18 protein-coding genes are annotated in these 16,788 nt (G+C 71.2%); 10 read left to right on the top strand and 8 right to left on the bottom strand.

From position 1 onward, the window contains the following. Positions 1 to 221: 221 nt before the first annotated feature. The 4 genes from pstS (at position 222) to pstB (ending at position 4,341) form a co-directional block, all read left to right on the top strand. Positions 222 to 1,349, top strand: a complete 1,128-nt coding sequence (gene pstS, locus ACX25U_RS16680; protein ID WP_454392916.1) for a phosphate ABC transporter substrate-binding protein PstS — start codon at positions 222 to 224, stop codon at positions 1,347 to 1,349. A 103-nt stretch (positions 1,350 to 1,452) separates the two neighbouring features. Next, positions 1,453 to 2,466: a phosphate ABC transporter permease subunit PstC gene (gene pstC / locus ACX25U_RS16675; RefSeq protein WP_454394318.1), complete on the top strand. Its 1,014-nt coding sequence runs from the start codon at positions 1,453 to 1,455 to the stop codon at positions 2,464 to 2,466. Next, complete coding sequence (pstA, locus tag ACX25U_RS16670) at positions 2,463 to 3,524, top strand: phosphate ABC transporter permease PstA (RefSeq protein ID WP_454392914.1); 1,062 nt, start codon at positions 2,463 to 2,465, stop codon at positions 3,522 to 3,524. Before pstC ends, pstA begins: the two co-directional genes overlap by 4 nt. A gap of 40 nt (positions 3,525 to 3,564) precedes the next feature. After that, positions 3,565 to 4,341: a phosphate ABC transporter ATP-binding protein PstB gene (gene pstB / locus ACX25U_RS16665; protein ID WP_454392912.1), complete on the top strand. Its 777-nt coding sequence runs from the start codon at positions 3,565 to 3,567 to the stop codon at positions 4,339 to 4,341. Between the two features lie 319 nt (positions 4,342 to 4,660). Here pstB and ACX25U_RS16660 read toward each other — a convergent pair whose 3' ends face one another. From ACX25U_RS16660 to ACX25U_RS16650, 3 genes are read right to left on the bottom strand one after another with little or no spacing between them, the layout of a single operon-like run. Beyond that, on the bottom strand, positions 4,661 to 4,861 hold the full coding sequence (locus ACX25U_RS16660; protein ID WP_454392910.1) for a DUF5988 family protein: 201 nt from the start codon (positions 4,859 to 4,861) through the stop codon (positions 4,661 to 4,663). Between the two features lie 31 nt (positions 4,862 to 4,892). Then, the gene (locus ACX25U_RS16655) at positions 4,893 to 5,891 is read right to left on the bottom strand and encodes an anion permease (protein ID WP_454392908.1); all 999 of its coding nucleotides are present in this window, start codon (positions 5,889 to 5,891) and stop codon (positions 4,893 to 4,895) included. A gap of 7 nt (positions 5,892 to 5,898) precedes the next feature. Beyond that, the gene (locus ACX25U_RS16650; RefSeq protein ID WP_454392906.1) at positions 5,899 to 6,519 is read right to left on the bottom strand and encodes a DUF47 domain-containing protein; all 621 of its coding nucleotides are present in this window, start codon (positions 6,517 to 6,519) and stop codon (positions 5,899 to 5,901) included. Positions 6,520 to 6,735: 216 nt separating this feature from the next. Between ACX25U_RS16650 and ACX25U_RS16645 the strand changes: the two genes are divergently transcribed. Continuing rightward, positions 6,736 to 7,077 carry a metal-sensitive transcriptional regulator gene (locus tag ACX25U_RS16645; RefSeq protein WP_454392904.1) on the top strand — a complete coding sequence of 114 codons (342 nt, stop codon included), beginning with the start codon at positions 6,736 to 6,738 and terminating at the stop codon, positions 7,075 to 7,077. A 3-nt stretch (positions 7,078 to 7,080) separates the two neighbouring features. Here the strand turns inward: ACX25U_RS16645 and ACX25U_RS16640 are convergent, their stop codons facing one another. Then, positions 7,081 to 7,251 (bottom strand): hypothetical protein, encoded by a 171-nt coding sequence (locus tag ACX25U_RS16640; RefSeq protein WP_454394884.1) that lies wholly within the window; start codon positions 7,249 to 7,251, stop codon positions 7,081 to 7,083. Positions 7,252 to 7,381: 130 nt separating this feature from the next. Next, a complete protein-coding gene (locus ACX25U_RS16635) occupies positions 7,382 to 8,239 on the bottom strand; it encodes a hypothetical protein (protein WP_454392902.1) in 858 nt (285 codons plus the stop codon). Positions 8,240 to 8,413: 174 nt separating this feature from the next. Between ACX25U_RS16635 and ACX25U_RS16630 the strand changes: the two genes are divergently transcribed. Further along, positions 8,414 to 8,608, top strand: coding sequence for a hypothetical protein (locus ACX25U_RS16630; protein ID WP_454394316.1), 195 nt, complete (start codon positions 8,414 to 8,416; stop codon positions 8,606 to 8,608). Between the two features lie 219 nt (positions 8,609 to 8,827). On the opposite strand, the gene ACX25U_RS16625 is transcribed toward ACX25U_RS16630, so the two are convergent. Genes ACX25U_RS16625 through ACX25U_RS16615 form a run of 3 tightly spaced genes read right to left on the bottom strand, consistent with a single transcriptional unit; the run spans position 8,828 to position 12,670 of the window. After that, on the bottom strand, positions 8,828 to 9,259 hold the full coding sequence (locus ACX25U_RS16625) for an NUDIX hydrolase (protein ID WP_454392900.1): 432 nt from the start codon (positions 9,257 to 9,259) through the stop codon (positions 8,828 to 8,830). Between the two features lie 17 nt (positions 9,260 to 9,276). Next, on the bottom strand, positions 9,277 to 10,290 hold the full coding sequence (locus ACX25U_RS16620; protein ID WP_454392898.1) for a CHAD domain-containing protein: 1,014 nt from the start codon (positions 10,288 to 10,290) through the stop codon (positions 9,277 to 9,279). Beyond that, a complete protein-coding gene (locus ACX25U_RS16615) occupies positions 10,271 to 12,670 on the bottom strand; it encodes an RNA degradosome polyphosphate kinase (RefSeq protein ID WP_454392896.1) in 2,400 nt (799 codons plus the stop codon). Before ACX25U_RS16615 ends, ACX25U_RS16620 begins: the two co-directional genes overlap by 20 nt. Before the next feature lie 214 nt (positions 12,671 to 12,884). Here ACX25U_RS16615 and ACX25U_RS16610 point away from each other — a divergent pair, with 214 nt between their 5' ends. Genes ACX25U_RS16610 through ACX25U_RS16595 form a run of 4 tightly spaced genes read left to right on the top strand, consistent with a single transcriptional unit; the run spans position 12,885 to position 16,787 of the window. Next, positions 12,885 to 13,436, top strand: a complete 552-nt coding sequence (locus ACX25U_RS16610) for an RNA polymerase sigma factor (RefSeq protein WP_454392894.1) — start codon at positions 12,885 to 12,887, stop codon at positions 13,434 to 13,436. 26 nt (positions 13,437 to 13,462) lie between these two features. Continuing rightward, the gene (locus ACX25U_RS16605; protein ID WP_454394314.1) at positions 13,463 to 14,359 is read left to right on the top strand and encodes a zf-HC2 domain-containing protein; all 897 of its coding nucleotides are present in this window, start codon (positions 13,463 to 13,465) and stop codon (positions 14,357 to 14,359) included. Next, positions 14,356 to 15,219, top strand: a complete 864-nt coding sequence (locus ACX25U_RS16600; protein WP_454392892.1) for an ABC transporter ATP-binding protein — start codon at positions 14,356 to 14,358, stop codon at positions 15,217 to 15,219. Before ACX25U_RS16605 ends, ACX25U_RS16600 begins: the two co-directional genes overlap by 4 nt. Continuing rightward, positions 15,216 to 16,787: an ABC transporter permease gene (locus ACX25U_RS16595; protein WP_454392890.1), complete on the top strand. Its 1,572-nt coding sequence runs from the start codon at positions 15,216 to 15,218 to the stop codon at positions 16,785 to 16,787. The genes ACX25U_RS16600 and ACX25U_RS16595 overlap by 4 nt, the downstream gene beginning before the upstream one ends. Position 16,788 lies beyond the last annotated feature (1 nt).

The raw sequence follows: 16,788 nt of genomic DNA, 5'->3' as shown, positions 1-16,788 counted from the left end.
AGTCGGCTGCCGGAACCTCCACGTGCTCTCCCCGTGAGCATTCCGTGACCTCACCGCACTTTCGACAGGGGTTCACCCCTCGTTCACTTACGGCCATCAGCGGCTTCACCTGTTCTGCCTAATTTCGGCCTTACCCGGTGCTGATGCGCATCTCGACGCATCGGCGTCGCCCACACTTCGCACGCCGCCGATCAGGACGGCGGCTCCTGGAAGGAACTCAAGTGAAGCTTCAGCGCAAGAACCGGCGGGCACTCGCTCTCGGCGCTCTCGCCGTCTCCGGCGCCCTGGCCCTCACGGCGTGCGGTTCTGACGAAACCGGCGGCAAGAACAACGCCGGCGGCGGCAGCACCACCGCCTCCAACAGCTCCGTCAAGTGCGATGACGCCAAGGGCCAGCTGCTGGCGGACGGCTCCTCGGCGCAGAAGAACGCGATCGACGCCTGGGTGAAGCAGTTCAGCCAGGCCTGTGGCGTGCAGATCAACTACAAGGGCGGCGGCTCCGGCGCCGGTATCACGGCGTTCACCCAGGGGCAGGTCGCCTTCGCCGGTTCCGACTCCGCGCTGAAGCCCGAGGAGATCGACGCTTCCAAGAAGATCTGCACCGACGGCGGTCAGGGCATCGACCTGCCGATGGTCGGCGGCCCGATCGCGGTCGGCTACAACCTCCCCGGAGTCGACGACCTGGTCCTGGACGCCCCGACCCTGGCCAAGATCTTCGACAGCAAGATCAAGAACTGGGACGACGCGGCGATCAAGAAGCTCAACCCCGACGCCAAGCTGCCCAACCTCAAGATCCAGGCCTTCCACCGCTCGGACGAGTCCGGCACCACGGACAACTTCACCAAGTACCTGAAGGCCGCCGCGCCGAGCAACTGGAAGTACGAGGGCGGCAAGGCCTGGCAGGCCCAGGGCGGCCAGGCCGCTCCGCAGTCCTCCGGTGTGGCCCAGCAGGTGAAGCAGACCAACGGCGCCATCGGCTACTTCGAGCTGTCGTACGCCAAGGACCTGTCCACGGTCGCCATCGACACGGGCGCCTCCGCCCCGGTCAAGGCCACCGTCGAGAACGCCAGCAAGGCCATCGCGGACGCCAAGATCGTCGGCACCGGCAAGGACCTGGCGCTGAAGCTGAACTACAACACCAAGGCCGAGGGCGCCTACCCGATGGTCCTGGTCACGTACGAGATCGTCTGCGACAAGGGCAACAAGGCCGACACCCTGCCCGCCACCAAGGCGTTCCTGCGCTACATCGCCAGCGAGGAGGGGCAGAAGATCCTCGCCGAGAACGACTACGCGCCGATCCCCGACGCGATCATCGGCAAGGTCCGCACCACCATTGACGACCTGAGCTGATCCGAGTGCGGCCCGGCCCCCACCCGGGGTCCGGGCCGCACCGTCCGGTGCACCGCCGCCAGGAGCCGTACGCCGAGTGCGTCTCCGCAGACCGGAGATCCCGATGGACATATCCACACATAAGACAGGCGCAGACGCGCCTCCTCACACCCCCCAGCCGACCGTGGCCCAGCAGAAGCGCGAGGCCCGCGGCGCCACCCGCCCCGGAGACCGGATCTTTCTCGGTCTGTCCCGTGGGTCGGGCATCCTGCTGTTGGCGATCATGGCCGCGATCGCGGTCTTCCTCACCTACCGCGCGTCCCTGGCCATCAGCAAGGACCACGGCAACTTCCTGACCGCCTTCGAGTGGAACACCAACCAGCAGCCGCCGGTCTTCGGCATCGCCGTGCTGGCCTTCGGCACGGTGGTCTCCTCGATCATCGCCATGGTCATCGCGGTCCCCGTCGCGGTCGCCATCGCGCTCTTCCTCACGCACTACGCGCCGCGCCGGCTGAGCGGTCCCATCGCCTATGTGATCGACCTGCTCGCCGCCGTGCCGTCCATCGTGTACGGCCTGTGGGGCGCGCTGATCCTCGTTCCGCACATGAACGGCCTGTTCGGCTGGCTCAACGACTACCTCGGCTGGACCGGCGTCTTCTCCTGGGAGGGCGGCCCCGCCCGCTCGATGCTCACCGTCGGCATCCTGCTGGCGGTGATGATCCTGCCGATCATCACCAACGTCAGCCGCGAGGTCTTCCGTCAGGTCCCGCGCATGCACGAGGAGGCGGCCCTGGCCCTCGGCGCCACGCGCTGGGAGGTCATCCGCATGTCGGTGCTGCCCTTCGGCCGCTCCGGCGTGATCTCCGCCTCGATGCTCGGTCTCGGCCGCGCGCTCGGCGAGACGATGGCCGTCGCCACCGTGCTCTCCCCGACCTTCCTCATCAAGGCCAGTCTGCTCGACCCGGGCGGCGGCACCTTCGCCCAGAACATCGCCAGCAAGTTCAGCGAGGCGTCGGAGTTCGGCCGTGACGCGCTGATCGCCTCCGGTCTGGTCCTGTTCGTCATCACCCTGCTGGTCAACGGCGCGGCTCGCATGATCATCGCCCGCCGCAAGGAGTACTCGGGGGCCAACGCATGAGCCACGCAGCCATCGCCGAAAAGCGCTCGAGCAGCCTGCGCGGCGCCAGCCTGCCCAAGTGGTCCCCCTACGCCATCGCCCTCGGGGCGCTCGTCCTGGCGATCCTCATCGGCACGCTCGGCGGTCTCCACAGCCGCGTCCAGTGGGGGCTGATCGCGGCGGTCCTCTTCATCCTCGGCACGTACGGCGTCTCCGCGCGCGTGGAGGGCCGCCGTCAGGCCAAGGACCGGGTCGCCACCAGCCTCGTCTGGGTCGCCTTCCTGCTCGCCCTGGTGCCGCTGGTCTCCCTGGTCTGGACGACCGTCCAGCGCGGCGTGAAGGTCCTGGACGTCTACTTCCTGACCCACTCGATGGGCTTGGTCTCCGACACCGAGCCGGGCGGCGGTATCTACCACGCCATCATCGGCAGCCTGGAGCAGGTCGGCCTCGCCACCCTGATCGGCGCGCCGATCGGTGTGCTCACCGCGATCTACCTGGTGGAGTACGGGCGCGGCAAGCTGGCCCGGGCCGTCACCTTCTTCGTCGACGTGATGACCGGTATCCCGTCGATCGTCGCGGGCCTGTTCATCCTCAGCCTGATGCTGATCTTCAAGATGCAGCCCTTCGGCTTCGCCGGTTCGCTGGCCCTGGCCATCCTGATGATGCCGGTCGTGGTCCGCTCCACGGAGGAGATGCTCAAGCTCGTGCCGAACGAGCTGCGGGAGGCGTCCCTCGCCCTGGGCGTGCCGAAGTGGCGGACGATCCTGAAGGTGGTCCTGCCGACCTCGATCGGCGGCATCACCACCGGCATCGTGCTGGCCGTCGCCCGTATCGCCGGTGAGACCGCCCCCGTGCTGCTGCTGGTGTTCGGCAACCCCTTCATCAACACGAACCCCTTCGAGGGGGCGCAGTCCTCGCTGCCGCTGTACATCTACCAGCAGTACGCGAACAGCGTGGGTTCCGGTGCGGCGTACGACCGTGCGTGGGCGGCCTCGCTCACCCTGATCGCCTTCGTGATGATCCTCAACCTGGGAGCCCGCGGCATCGCCCGCTGGAAGGCCCCGAAGACCGGTCGCTGACCGCGGCCAACAGCGACCGAAGACTGGAAGTGAAGTAGTCATGGCCAAGCGAATCGACGTGAGCGGGCTCACCGCCTACTACGGCGCCCACAAGGCGATCGAGGACATCTCGATGACGGTCGAGCCGCGCTCGGTGACCGCGTTCATCGGCCCCTCCGGCTGCGGCAAGTCGACATTCCTGCGCACGCTCAACCGTATGCACGAGGTCACCCCGGGCGGCCGGGTCGAGGGCAAGGTGCTGCTGGACTCCGAGGACCTGTACGGCGTCGGGGTGGACCCGGTGGCCGTGCGCCGCGAGGTGGGGATGGTCTTCCAGCGGCCGAACCCGTTCCCCACCATGTCGATCTTCGACAACGTGGCGGCGGGCCTGCGGCTGAACGGCAACTACAGGAAGAGCGAGCTCGCCGACATCGTCGAGAAGTCGCTCAGGGGCGCCAACCTCTGGACCGAGGTCAAGGACCGGCTGAACAAGCCGGGCGCCGGCCTGTCCGGCGGTCAGCAGCAGCGGTTGTGCATCGCCCGCGCCATCGCGGTCGAGCCGAAGGTGCTGCTCATGGACGAGCCCTGCTCCGCCCTGGACCCGATCTCGACCCTCGCCATCGAGGACCTGATGGGCAAGCTGAAGGAACAGTTCACGATCGTCATCGTGACGCACAACATGCAGCAGGCGGCGCGCGTCTCGGACCGTACGGCGTTCTTCAACCTGGCCGGGGTGGGCCAGCCGGGCCGGCTGGTCGAGATCGACGACACCGAGCGGATCTTCTCCAACCCGTCCGTGCAGGCGACCGAGGACTACATCTCGGGCCGCTTCGGCTGATCCCCACACGCCTCGCGGTGCTGCATGGCGGTGCCACCGCGAGGACGCAGAAGGGCCCGCCCCCGGCTCCCGGGGGCGGGCCCGCGTTTTTCGGAACCTGTCGTCGGACTCCCGTCGTCCGCCCGAAGGGCGGGTCCGGCGGCATGGGGGTCCCCCTGCTCGAGCGGAGCCGAGAGCTTGGGGGAGGAGCCACGGGGGTGTTTCGGCAACACAGCCGGGGTCCCCCTGCTCGAAGAGCTCGGGGGAGTGCGTGCCGGGCGCCGCCGGGCAGGCGGGAGTTCGACGACAGGCTCTCGGGCCGGGACGCTCGCCCGGCCGTTCACTCGGCGACTTCGGTGCGCTCCCACCATTGGTAGACGGTGACCTGTCCCTCCTTGCTGTCCTCGTGGCGCGAGGTGACCTTGTAGTGCTCGTATCCCCCGAAGTGCGGGATCTTCAGTTCCTGTCCCGGAGGGACCACCGGCACGACGGTGCCCGCGAGGTCCTCCGGTCCGCCTTCGAGGAGTGCCTTGCCAGTCATACTTCCAGTGTCGCCACACCGGGCCCGGCGGCTACAGGAACGCCAGGTGGATCAGCCAGAAGGCGCAGGCCGCCACGACCGCCGCGGCCGGCATGGTGATGAACCAGCCGAGCACGATGTTCTTGGCCACGCCCCAGCGGACCGCGTTCACCCGCTTCGTCGCGCCCACGCCCATGATCGCCGAGGTGATCACATGGGTGGTGGAGATCGGCGCCTTGAAGAGGTACGCCGTGGCGAACATGATCGACGCGCCGGTCGTCTCGGCGGCGAAGCCCTGCGGCGGGTCCAGCTCGATGATCTTGCGGCCCAGGGTGCGCATGATGCGCCAGCCGCCCGCGTAGGTGCCCAGGGACAGCATGAGGGCGGAGACCACCTTCACCCACACCGGGATCGGGTCGCCGTAGTTCTCCACGTCGGCGATGACCAGCGCCATCACCACCACACCCATGGTCTTCTGGGCGTCCTGCAGGCCGTGCCCGAGCGCCATGCCGGCCGCCGACACCGTCTGCGCTATGCGGAAGCCGCGCTTGGCCTTGTGCGGGTTGGACCGGCGGAAGATCCACATGATCGCCGTCATCACCAGGTAGCCGACGATCAGGCCGATGATCGGCGACAGGAACATCGGGGTGACGATCTTGTCCAGCACGCCGGACCAGTACACCGTGATACCGCCCGCCAGTGCCGCGCCGACCATGCCGCCGAACAGGGCGTGCGAGGAGGACGAGGGCAGGCCGAAGTACCAGGTGATCAGGTTCCAGACGATGGCCCCGAGCAGGGCCGAGAAGAGGATGGCCATCCCCCTGCCGCCCGTGGGTGTCTGGATCAGACCCTCACTGACGGTCTTGGCGACCCCGCTGCCCAGGAAGGCGCCGAGGAGGTTCATCGCCGCGGCCATCGCCAGGGCGGCCCGCGGGGTGAGCGCGCGGGTCGACACCGATGTCGCGATGGCGTTGGCCGAGTCGTGGAAGCCGTTGGTGTAGGCGAAGCCGAGGGCGACCAGGATGGTCAGGATCAGCGCGAAGGTGTCCATCGACGCCTCAGGACTCCTTGACCGCGATGGTCTCCACCGTGTTGGCCACGTGCTCGAAGGCGTCCGCCGCCTCTTCCAGTACGTCCACGATCTGCTTGAGCTTGAGCACCTCGATCGCGTCGTACTTGCCGTTGAACAGGTGTGCGAGGAGCTTGCGGTGGATCTGGTCCGCCTGGTTCTCCAGGCGGTTCACCTCGATCCAGTACTCGGTGAGGTTCTCCATGGTCCGCAGGTGCGGCATGGCCTCGGCCGTCAGCTCCGCCGCTCTGGCCAGGACCTCGATCTGCTGCTCGACGCCCTTGGGCAGTTCCTCGATGTTGTAGAGGACGACCAGGTCGACGGCCTCCTCCATGAAGTCCATGATGTCGTCGAGGGAGGAGGCGAGGGCGTAGATGTCCTCGCGGTCGAAGGGCGTGATGAAGGAGGAGTTCAGCTGGTGGAAGATCGCGTGCGTGGCGTCGTCACCTGCGTGTTCCGCGGCCCGCATACGCTCTGCGATCTCGGCCCGGGCGGAGTTGTCCGCCCCGAGCAGTTCCATCAGGAGTTTCGAGCCCGTGACGATGTTGTCCGCGGACGCGGCGAACATGTCGTAGAAGCTCGTCTCCCTGGGGGTCAGACGAAAGCGCACGTGGGGTCCTCGGGGTGCTTCGGTTTCGGTCAGGCTGATGCTAAGCACATCATCCGGCCACGGCTAAGGGGCCGTCCCCCAGTGTCGCCCATCAGGCACGGTGCTCCGCACGGGGGCATGCCAAGGGTCCTGTTACCCCGTGGAGTTCGTTACGATATACCCGGCAGGGGTATGTCTCTGCGTTTCTGTTCCGTACGGTCCGAAGGAGAGGACGCGATGACGACCACTGAGGCCGGCGCGCCGGCGCCCTCCGAAGGCGGCGGGCACGAGACCGTCACGCACGGTTACCACAAGCAGAAGGACGAGCACGTCAAGCGGCTGCGCCGGATCGAGGGTCAGATCCGCGGGCTGCAGCGGATGGTCGACGAGGACGTCTACTGCATCGACATACTCACCCAGGTGTCCGCCTCCACCAAGGCCCTGCAGTCCTTCGCCCTGCAGCTGCTGGAGGAACACCTGCGACACTGCGTCGCCGACGCGGCCCTCAAGGGCGGCTCGGAGATCGACGCGAAGGTGGAGGAGGCCACGAAGGCGATCGGGCGGCTGCTGCGGACCTGAGGCTCACCTGTCGGTGCCGGTCTCGCGCTCCTCGGCCACCCGCAGCACCTCGTCGATGCTTTCCAGACTGAGCCGCTCCTCGGCCTCCGAAGCCGCGATGATCAGGTCTCCGCACAGCTCTATCTCGGCGAGAGCCACGTGGTCCTGAACCGCCGTACCGCGAACCGGAGCCACGTGCATCACCTCTTCCCTGCCGTTGCCGACTTCCTAGGGTAGGGAGCGGTCTACGCGCCGCGCATGGCACGGAAGGGCTAGTTCGCCGGTCATTTCCCGGCTGATTCGGGGGTCACACCGGCTCACTGCCTTATTTTTCGGCGATCCGGCCGGTGTAGATGTCCTGCGCCCTCGGCAGCATCACGGTCACCGGGGTCCCGAAGGCGTACAGCAGCGTGGTCGAGTGGACGGCCACGGTGCGGCCCCGCTGCCCGTTGACAAAGGCGAAGCTCTGCCGGATCTTCCGGATGCGTCCCTGGTCGTCGAGGTAGACGTCGAACGGAACCGTGGCCGTGGCGAACCCTTTCGCCGCCGCCTTCAGCGCCGCCTCGTCGTCGGCCGAGGCGCTCTTGGCGGCCAGGGCCAGGTCGGCGGTGCCCCGGTAGTGCAGTACCGCGACCCCGGCGACCTCGGTCCTGCCGACGAACGCCGCCGTGCGCGTGCCGCGCAGGACCTCGGCGGCGGCGTACGGGTCGGTGGCGCCGCCGGTGACCAGGTTGCCGTCGACGAGCGTGGCCGTGTCGATCCGCACCCACTTGTCGGCGGGCACACCGGCTCCCCGATTCTTCATGAACAGGGCGCCGGGCGCGAGGAGTTCGGTGATCGGCACGTGCTCGGCGGCCCCGGTCGGGTCCTGCGGCAGCACCAGCGTCAGCCGTCCGCGCTGCCCGCGGAAGTCGTAGGCCCCCTCGCCGCGGATCGTCACGCGGGTCCCGCCGGTGGCCATCTCCATCGACGTACGGGCCTGCGCACTGCCCGCCTCCAGCAGCGCGTCCGGTGCCTGGCGCAGGGTCTGCACCGGATCGGCGGCGGCGCGCGCGCCCTCGGCGGCGGCGCCGCCGGAGCATCCCGTGGCGCACGCGCAGACCAGCAGCGCCGCCGGGAGCACCGCGCCGCCCACCCGTGCCCGAGCAAGGGCATCCCCCAGCCGCCGCTGCCGCTGTGCCATCGCCTGCCTACCCCCAGCCACTACGTCCGTCATGGGCCCCCTGCCGTCCGGTTAAACGACGAGCAGGTGGCCCCCGTCACGCGCCCACGGGAGTCACAGGAGCGCGTAACTTGCTGTTCACCTGACGGGGGTACGTTCGTCGTCGTGGCGCACTATGAGGGGCTTGCCCCCACTCTGGAGGCCCGTAAGAGCCTGGACGGCCCGGCGCACGGCGCGACAACCGTCGAACAGGGCCGCTTCTGCCTGGCCCGCTGCACCTGCGGCTGGCGCGGCCCCGCCCGCAGAGCCCGCAGCCTGGCCCGCACGGACGCGGAAGGACACACCCGGGACGCCTGGCTCGGCGGCCCGGTGGGCGGGGCCGCGGCTTAGGGCCTGTCCGGCGGGTCATGCCGCGGACGCGGGGGCCGGCACGTATTTTCCGATTTTCCGAAGTTCTTCGAGCAGGGGGACCCCAGCGCGTCGACGCCCTCCTCCTTGCAACTGCACGCTCCCCCAAGCTCTTGAGGAGCAGGGGGGACCCCGGACCCCCATCGCCCCCGCTCACCCAGGCTGAGAGCCGACCGCCGGTTTCCTGCGACTTGATCCGTCCTAGGCGGGGTGTGCGGTCCCGGGCAGCTCGTCGATCAGTTCGCGGTCGCCGGACCGGGTCAGCCGGGTGCGGGCCGCGGCCGGGGGGAGCCACAGGACGCGGTCCACTTCCTTGTTGGGCGTGAAGCGGCCCGTGGTGGCCTCGGCGGCCCAGTAGCGCACTCGTTTGGGCCGGCCGCCCGCCATGTACGTCACCGTGCTCAGTTCGGCGCCGGGGACGGCGCCGTAGCCCGTCTCCTCGGCCACCTCGCGCAGGGCGCCCGCGAGCGGGTCCTCGCCGGGCTCGAGCTTGCCCTTGGGGTGCGACCAGTCGTCGTACTTCGGCCGGTGCACCAGGCAGACTTCGAGGGCGCCGTCCAGCGGTGAGCGGCGCCACAGCACGCAGCCGGCCGCCAGGACAGGAGTGTCCGGTGTGTCGTTCGGGGAAGTCAACGGTGCCTCACCACCTGTCAGTTGGCGCCGACGGCCTGCTTCTGCCACGACTGCTGGAAGGCGAACCTGGCCGCCTCCACCTCGTGCCGCTGGTCGGCGTGGAGCACGCCGAGCGCGTACGCCGTCGCCGGGGCGATGCGCGGAGTGCGGGCCGCCGCGGCCGCCGCGGCCGCCGCCTCCGAGGCGTCGCGGTGCCGGTCGAGGGCCTGGCCGGCCGCCAGCAGGCGTACCTCCACGGGCGCGTCGGAACCGTGGACGACCTCACGGGCGTAGCGGTGCAGGCGCAGCAGCAGGCGGACCTGGTGCCAGGGGGCGTCCTGCGGGTGGGGGGACGGGTCCGGGGAGAGGCCGTGGATCAGGGCCTCCGCGTTGTACGGGCTGCCGGCGGTGACGAGGGGGAGCGCGGCGACGGCGTCCTCCAGGCGTTCCTCGGCGGCGGTGGCCAGGGGGGTCAGGTCCGCGGTGACGGCGGTGGGGACGAGGGGGACGTCGCTGGCGAGTACGGCGACCTTGTCCGCGACGGCGTGGAAGCGGGAGGAGCCCAGTGCCTGGAGGGCTGTCGAGTGGGCTCGGGTGCGGGCGAGGGTCAGCCGGCGGTCGAGCAGGGCGGCTGCTTTCGCCGCGCCCACTGTGAGGTTGCCGCGGTCCGCGCCACGACTGTCCGCGGCTTGTTGGGGCGACAGCCTGTGCAAGGCCAGCAACAGCCGTTCCAGACGGGACTGGTAGGCGTGTTCGCGGGCCAGGGTGCCGGACAACCAGGCCAGTTCCGGGCGCAGTTCCTCCGACCAGGTCTCCTCCAGGAGGGGGCGGAAGGTGTGCAGGCTGCCGCTGATGCGGCGGGCCGAGCGGCGCAGGGCGTACGCCGCGTCGACGGACTCCCGGGTGCCGTTCCCCGCGCCGCCGCCGCTTTCGCGGTGCAGCCGCAGCGCGCGGAGGAACTCCGTGGCCTGGGCCCGCAGATAGCCCGCGAGGGCCTCGGCGGGGACGGTTGTGGCCGTGGGATCCGTCGGGTCAGGGTGTCGCTGTGCCACGCCGGCGCCTCCGGGCGTCTATGAGCATCTCCTGGATGTTGCGCAGGGGCAGGCCGTCCGGATCGGTCGCGTGCCGGGTCCAGTCGCCGTCCGGACCGAGGTGCCAGGAGGCGGTGGTGTCGGACATGCCGGTCTCCAGCAGCCGGTTGAGGGCTGCCCGGTGGGCCGGGTCGGTGACCCGGACCAGGGCCTCGATACGGCGGTCGAGGTTGCGGTGCATCATGTCGGCGCTGCCGATCCACACCTCGGGCTCCCCGCCGTTGCCGAAGGCGAAGACGCGGGAGTGTTCGAGGAAGCGGCCGAGGATCGAGCGGACGCGGATGTTCTCTGACAGGCCGGGCACGCCGGGGCGCAGGGCGCAGATGCCGCGCACCCACACGTCGACCGGTACCCCCGCCCGGGACGCGCTGTAGAGAGCGTCGATGATCGCCTCGTCGACCATCGAGTTGACCTTGATGCGGATGAAGGCGGGACGCCCGGCGCGGTGGTGCTGGACCTCCTTGTTGATCCGCGAGACGAGACCGTCCCGCAGGGACTTGGGGGCGACGAGCAGCCGCCGGTAGGTCTCGCGGCGGGAGTAGCCGGAGAGGCGGTTGAACAGGTCGGAGAGGTCGGCGCCGACCTGCGGGTCGGCGGTGAGCAGGCCGAGGTCCTCGTAGAGGCGCGCCGTCTTCGGGTGGTAGTTGCCGGTGCCGACGTGGCTGTAGCGCCGTAGCGTGTCGTCGCCCTCCTGGCGGACCACCAGGGACAGCTTGCAGTGGGTCTTCAGGCCGACCAGGCCGTAGACGACGTGGCAGCCGGCCTCCTCCAGCTTGCGCGCCCACTTGATGTTGGCCTGCTCGTCGAAGCGGGCCTTCAGCTCGACCAGGACGAGGACCTGCTTGCCGGACTCGGCGGCGTCGATGAGCGCGTCGACTATGGGGGAGTCGCCCGAGGTCCGGTACAGGGTCTGCTTGATCGCAAGCACGTCCGGGTCGGCGGCGGCCTGCTCCAGGAAGGCCTGGACGGAGGTCGAGAAGGAGTCGTAGGGGTGGTGCAGGAGCACGTCCCGGCTGCGCAGTGCCGCGAAGATGTCGGGGGCCGAGGCGGATTCCACCTCCGCCAGTTCCCGGTTGATGCCGGCGATGAACTTGGGGTACTTCAGCTCGGGCCGGTCGAGGCCGTGGATGCGGAAGAGGCCGGTGAGGTCCAGGGGGCCGGGCAGCGGGTACACCTCGGCCTCGCCGATCTTCAGCTCGCGCACCAGCAGGTCGAGCACCTCGCGGTCAATGGACTCCTCGACCTCCAGGCGCACCGGCGGCCCGAAGCGGCGCCGCATGAGCTCCTTCTCCAGGGCCTGGAGCAGGTTCTCGGCGTCGTCCTCCTCGACCTCCAGGTCCTCGTTGCGGGTGAGCCGGAAGGTGTGGTGCTCCAGGATCTCCATGCCCGGGAACAGCTCCTCCAGGTGGGCGGCGATGACGTCCTCCAGGGGGACGTAGCGGCCCGGGGAGCTCTCCAGGAAGCGGTTCAGCAGCGGCGGCACCTTGACGCGGGCGAAGTGACGGTGGTCGGTGACCGGGTTGCGTACGACGACGGCCAGGTTCAGGGACAGGCCGGAGATGTACGGGAAGGGGTGCGCGGGGTCGACGGCCAGCGGGGTCAGCACGGGGAAGATGCGCTGCCGGAAGAGCGTGAACAGGCGGGCCTGCTCCTTCTCCGTGAGCTCGCCCCAGCGGACCAGGTGGAGGCCCTCCCCCGCGAGCGCGGGGGCGACGTCCTCGTGGAAGCAGGCGGCGTGCCGGGCCATGAGCTCGCGCGAGCGAGCCCAGATCATCTCCAGCACCTCGCGCGGCTGCAGCCCGGAGGCGGACGGGGTGGCGACGCCGGTGGCGATGCGGCGCTTCAGGCCGGCGACCCGGACCATGAAGTACTCGTCCAGGTTGCTGGCGAAGATCGCGAGGAAGTTCGCGCGCTCCAGCAGGGGCGTGTCCGGGTCCTCGGCGAGTTCCAGGACGCGCTCGTTGAAGGCGAGCCAGCTGCGCTCCCGGTCCAGGAAGCGGCCCTGCGGCAACTGCTCGCCCTCGGCCGGCGACTCCACGTAGCCGTCGAGGTCGGCGTCGATGTCCGGTGCCAGGTCGGAGACCGCGGCCGCCACGGTGTGCGGACGGTGCGCGGCGATGGAGCCCACGGAGGGCTGCGGGTTCTGCAGAGTGCTGTGGCCCGCCGGGCCTCCCGCGAGGGGCGTGGAGGACGGGTGCGGCTGCGCTGCCTGGGCGTCTGGCTGGCTCATGAACCCATTCTTCCGCGCGCGGCGCGGGACCGTCGCGTCGGAAAGCGCGGGCGGGAGCACGGCGGCGGCCCCCACGGGGGGCGGCTCGGGCTCGGGCACGGCGGGCTTCATTGGCCGAGCGTCGCAAGCCTGTCTGAATCAGCGGTTACGGAGACATGACGTGCGGGACACCGGGGGACGGCTCGCGGGGATCACCCGTGACCGTTCCGCCGCGCGTCCCCGTACGTGAGGATGCCCTGCGCGTGCGGCGAGAAGGCGCCGGGCCCGCCGGAGAGCCGTGCGCCGCCGGATGAACCGAACGGCGGGGCCCGTCCGATGAGGAGACGTGAGCACAACAAGAAGCGACGGGGAGCTGCTGCGGGCCGTCGCGGCGGACGGGGACCGGCGCGCCTTCGAGGAGCTGTACCGGCGGTACGCGCCCTGGCTGACCGCACGGCTGCGCGGCCGCTGCGCCGACCCCGCGATGGTCGACGACGTGGTCCAGGAGACCTTTCTCGCCATCTGGCGGGGCAAGGCCCGCTACCGCGAGGACGGCTACTCCGAGGACGCAGCCGGCTGGTTGTGGCGGATCGGCGCGCGGCGGCTGATCGACGCGCTGCGCGGCGACGGGGCGCGCGGCCGGCTGCGGCAGGCGCTGACCCGGCTGCGCCACCGCGACGAGGCGTCCGCGGAGGAACGCGTGCTCGCGGGGGTCGAGCACGGGGACCTCGCGGGCGCCCTCACCCGGCTCTCGCCGGAACTGCGTGCGGTTCTGCAGGCGACGGTGATCGACGGGCTCACCACCCGGGAGGCGGCCGTGCTGCTCGGTATTCCGCCCGGCACGGTCAAGACGCGGGCCCTGCGCGCCCGCAAGCAACTGCGGGAGGCGCTGGCATGAGCGGTGACATGAACCCTCCGGAAAGCATGGGCGGGCACACCGGTCCCCGGCACGCTCGTCCGGCCTGGCACGTGACCGAGGAGGACCTGTGCGCCTACGACCGCGGCGAGCTGGCCCCACCGCTGCTGTGGTCCGCCGACGCCCACCTCGCCGACTGCGCCGGGTGCCGGGCCCGGCTCACCGCGGTCGCCGACCCGGCCGCGCTGGACGCCGGCTGGGAGCGGCTGGACGCCGAACTGGACGCGCCGCGGCCCGGACTGCTGGAGGGGCTGCTGCTGCGGCTCGGCATGGCCGACCACACCGCGCGGCTGCTGGCCGCCACGCCCGTGCTGCGCCGTTCCTGGCTGCTCGCGGTGACCGCGGTGCTGGTCATGACCGCCGCCGCGGCCGACACGCTGCGCGCACCGACCTCGCCCACCCTGTTCCTCGCCCTGGCGCCGCTGCTGCCGCTCGCGGGGGTGGCGCTGGCGTACGGGCCCGCGCTCGACCCGACGTACGAGATGGCCGTGGTCGCCCCGATGCACGGGTTCCGGCTGGTGCTCGTGCGCACGGTCGCCGTACTGGCCGTGGGGCTCGGCATGAACGGGCTCGCCACCCTGGCCCTGCCCGGCTACGGGCTGCGGGCGCTGGCCTGGCTGCTGCCCGCGCTCGCCCTCACCGCGACCGGACTCGCGCTCACCCCCCGGCTGGGACCGGTCCTCGCGCCCGCCCTGACCGGCGGGGTGTGGGTCGGGCTGCTCATGGTGGCCGCGACGACGCACCACGAGGACACTCCCCTGCCACCGTTCACCCCGGCCGGCCAGGGCGCCGCGGCCGCGGTCGCCGCCCTCGCCACCGGACTGCTCCTCCTCCTTCGGGACCGCTTCGACTTCGCGGCGGCGCCCGCACCCTTCACCGACCACTCGCACGGGAGCTCCTCGTGACCGTCACCGTCTCCGCCTCCGGGCTCACCCTCCGCTACGGCCGCACGGCCGCCCTCGACGACGTCTCGCTCCGCCTGGAGGAGGGCATCACCGCGCTGCTCGGCCCGAACGGGGCCGGCAAGACCACCCTGCTGCGGGTTCTCGCCACCGCCGTGCCCGCCGACCGGGGCGCCTTCACCGCGCTCGGCCACGACCCGGCCACCGTCGCCGGCCGCCTGGCGCTGCGCCGCTCGCTCGGTTACCTGCCGCAGAACCCCGGCTTCCACCCGGACTTCAGCGCCTTCGCGTTCGTCGACTACGTGGCGATCCTCAAGGAGCTCACCGACCGCGCCGCCCGCCACCGCGAGGTGCGGCGGGTGCTGGAGGAGGTCGGCCTCGGCGACGTACGCGGCCGGCGCGTCAAGCGGCTGTCCGGCGGTATGCGGCAGCGCGTCGCCCTGGCCGCCGCGCTCGTCGGCGACCCCCGCTTCCTGGTCCTGGACGAGCCCACCGCCGGCCTCGACCCCGAGCAGCGGATGCGCTTCCGGGACCTGATCACCCGTACCGGCCAGGGCCGCACCGTGCTGCTGTCCACCCACCAGACCGAGGACGTCGCGATGCTCTGCAACCACGTGATCGTCATGACCCACGGCCGCATCCGCTTCGAGGGCACCCCCGCCGAACTGACCGCGCGGGCCGCCGGCCGGGTGTGGAGCAGCACGGAACGCGCCCCCGGCGCACGCGCCGGCTGGCGCACCGGCACGGGCGCCTTCCGCAACGTGGGCGACCCGCCCGAGGGCGCCGACCTCCTCGAACCCACCCTGGAGGACGGCTACCTCCTCACCCTCGACGACACCGGGGCGGAGGCGACGGCCCGATGACCACGACAGCCGTGTCCTCGCCGGCCCCCGCGGTCACCGGGCAGGCGCCCGAGGGCCCTCGGGCGCGGGCGGTCCTGGCCCTCGCCCGCTTCGAGGCCCGCGAACTGCTTCAGCAGATCGCGGTGCTGCTCTTCTTCGCGGTGTACGTCGCCGCCACCGCCTGGCGGATGTACTCCGGCCACCCCGGCTGGCACGAACTCACCGGCCACGAGGGCATGGACGACCACCCCGCCCTCCAGGACGCCGACCGGGCCACCCAGAGCGGCGCCATGCTCCTCGGCATCGCCCTGTTCGTCTGCGCCAACCGGGCCGTGCTGCGCTCCCGCCGCCGGGGCACCGACCGGCACTTCGACGTGCTCGTCATGGAGCCCTGGCGGCGCACCCTGGCGCACGCGCTCTCCGTCGTCCCGTTCGCGCTGTTCACCGCGCTGGTCGTCGCCGTACGGTTCGGCTGGGCGGCGCTGAAGCCCGGCGCGGTCGGCCACGGCTCGCTCTTCGAACTCGCGGTGGCCCCGCTGGCGGTGCTGCTGTGCGGCGTCGCGGGCGTGCTGCTGGCCCGCCTGATCCCGTCCCCCTTCGCCGCCCTGCTTCTCGTGGTCGCCGTCTACGTCGGCAGCACGTACGTCCAGGCGCTGGCGGACGGAGCCCACTGGTCGCAGTGGCTCGCCCCGGTCGTGACGGAGACGGGCGGCGACCCGTTCCCCTCCGACCTGGTGGGCCGCCCCGCCGCCTGGCACGCGCTCTACCTGACCGGCCTCGTCGCGACCCTGCTGTGCGCGGCGCTGCTGCTCAGCGGGGGCCGCGGCGTCCGCGTCAAGGCGGTGACCGCCGTGGCGCTCGCCGCCACGGCCGCCGGAGTCGCCGGCCAGTCCCCGGGCCCGTCCGCCGCGCTCCAGGCGGCCCGCGTGAAGGTGTCGAAGACCCCCGAGCAGGTCGAGTCCTGCACCGTACGCGGCACGGCGACGTACTGCGCCCTGCCCGAGTGGACCGGCCGCACCGCGGCCTGGGCGGAGGTGACCGCCCGCGTCCAGTCCCTCGCGGGCGGCACCGCCGCCGACCGCCGGCTGACCGTACGACAGCGTGTCGAGGCCCGCTACGGGCTGGAGGGCGACTCCTCCTACGCCCCGCTCACCACCCCCGACACGGTCACCGTCGGCACCCGCTGGGGCGGCAACCGCATCCCCGAGTACGCGGTCGGTCTCGCCTCGGTGCTGGTGGCGGGCGACGAGAGGGCCGGCGGCCGGGTGTGCGACGGCAGGGTGGTCACCGTCATGTGGCTCGCCCTCGGCAATGACCCCCACCCGCTCACCACCCTGCGCAACGTCAGGATCGACGACAGCATCGAGGGCGGGGCGTACGTACTGAGCCCGACGTCCGGGTTGGTGATGAGTGCCGAACAGACCCGGGTGGCACGGGAGTTGCTGGCCCGCCCGAGGCAGTCCGTCACGGCGGCGGTCAAGGCCCACTGGACGGAGCTGACGGCACCGGGCACCACGACGTCACAGGCGGCCCGCCTGCTGGGCGTGCCGAGCACGGGGACGGGGGGCGGCGACTCGTGCGAGGACTGAG

Source organism: Streptomyces sp. JNUCC 63 (assembly GCF_054366325.1).
Note: the sequence above shows the minus strand (reverse complement) of the source record. Positions and strands in the feature narration are given on the sequence as shown.

Bases quoted from the DNA above. Each gene is read 5' to 3' on its own strand.
- pstC (WP_454394318.1), top strand. From the start codon at position 1,453: ATGGACATATCCACACATAAGACAGGCGCAGACGCGCCTCCTCACACC.
- ACX25U_RS16645 (WP_454392904.1), top strand. From the start codon at position 6,736: ATGACGACCACTGAGGCCGGCGCGCCGGCGCCCTCCGAAGGCGGCGGG.
- ACX25U_RS16655 (WP_454392908.1), bottom strand. From the start codon at position 5,891: ATGGACACCTTCGCGCTGATCCTGACCATCCTGGTCGCCCTCGGCTTC.
- ACX25U_RS16635 (WP_454392902.1), bottom strand. From the start codon at position 8,239: ATGGCACAGCGGCAGCGGCGGCTGGGGGATGCCCTTGCTCGGGCACGG.
- ACX25U_RS16660 (WP_454392910.1), bottom strand. From the start codon at position 4,861: ATGACTGGCAAGGCACTCCTCGAAGGCGGACCGGAGGACCTCGCGGGC.
- ACX25U_RS16615 (WP_454392896.1), bottom strand. From the start codon at position 12,670: ATGAAGCCCGCCGTGCCCGAGCCCGAGCCGCCCCCCGTGGGGGCCGCC.
- pstB (WP_454392912.1), top strand. From the start codon at position 3,565: ATGGCCAAGCGAATCGACGTGAGCGGGCTCACCGCCTACTACGGCGCC.
- ACX25U_RS16605 (WP_454394314.1), top strand. From the start codon at position 13,463: ATGGGCGGGCACACCGGTCCCCGGCACGCTCGTCCGGCCTGGCACGTG.
- ACX25U_RS16595 (WP_454392890.1), top strand. From the start codon at position 15,216: ATGACCACGACAGCCGTGTCCTCGCCGGCCCCCGCGGTCACCGGGCAG.
- pstA (WP_454392914.1), top strand. From the start codon at position 2,463: ATGAGCCACGCAGCCATCGCCGAAAAGCGCTCGAGCAGCCTGCGCGGC.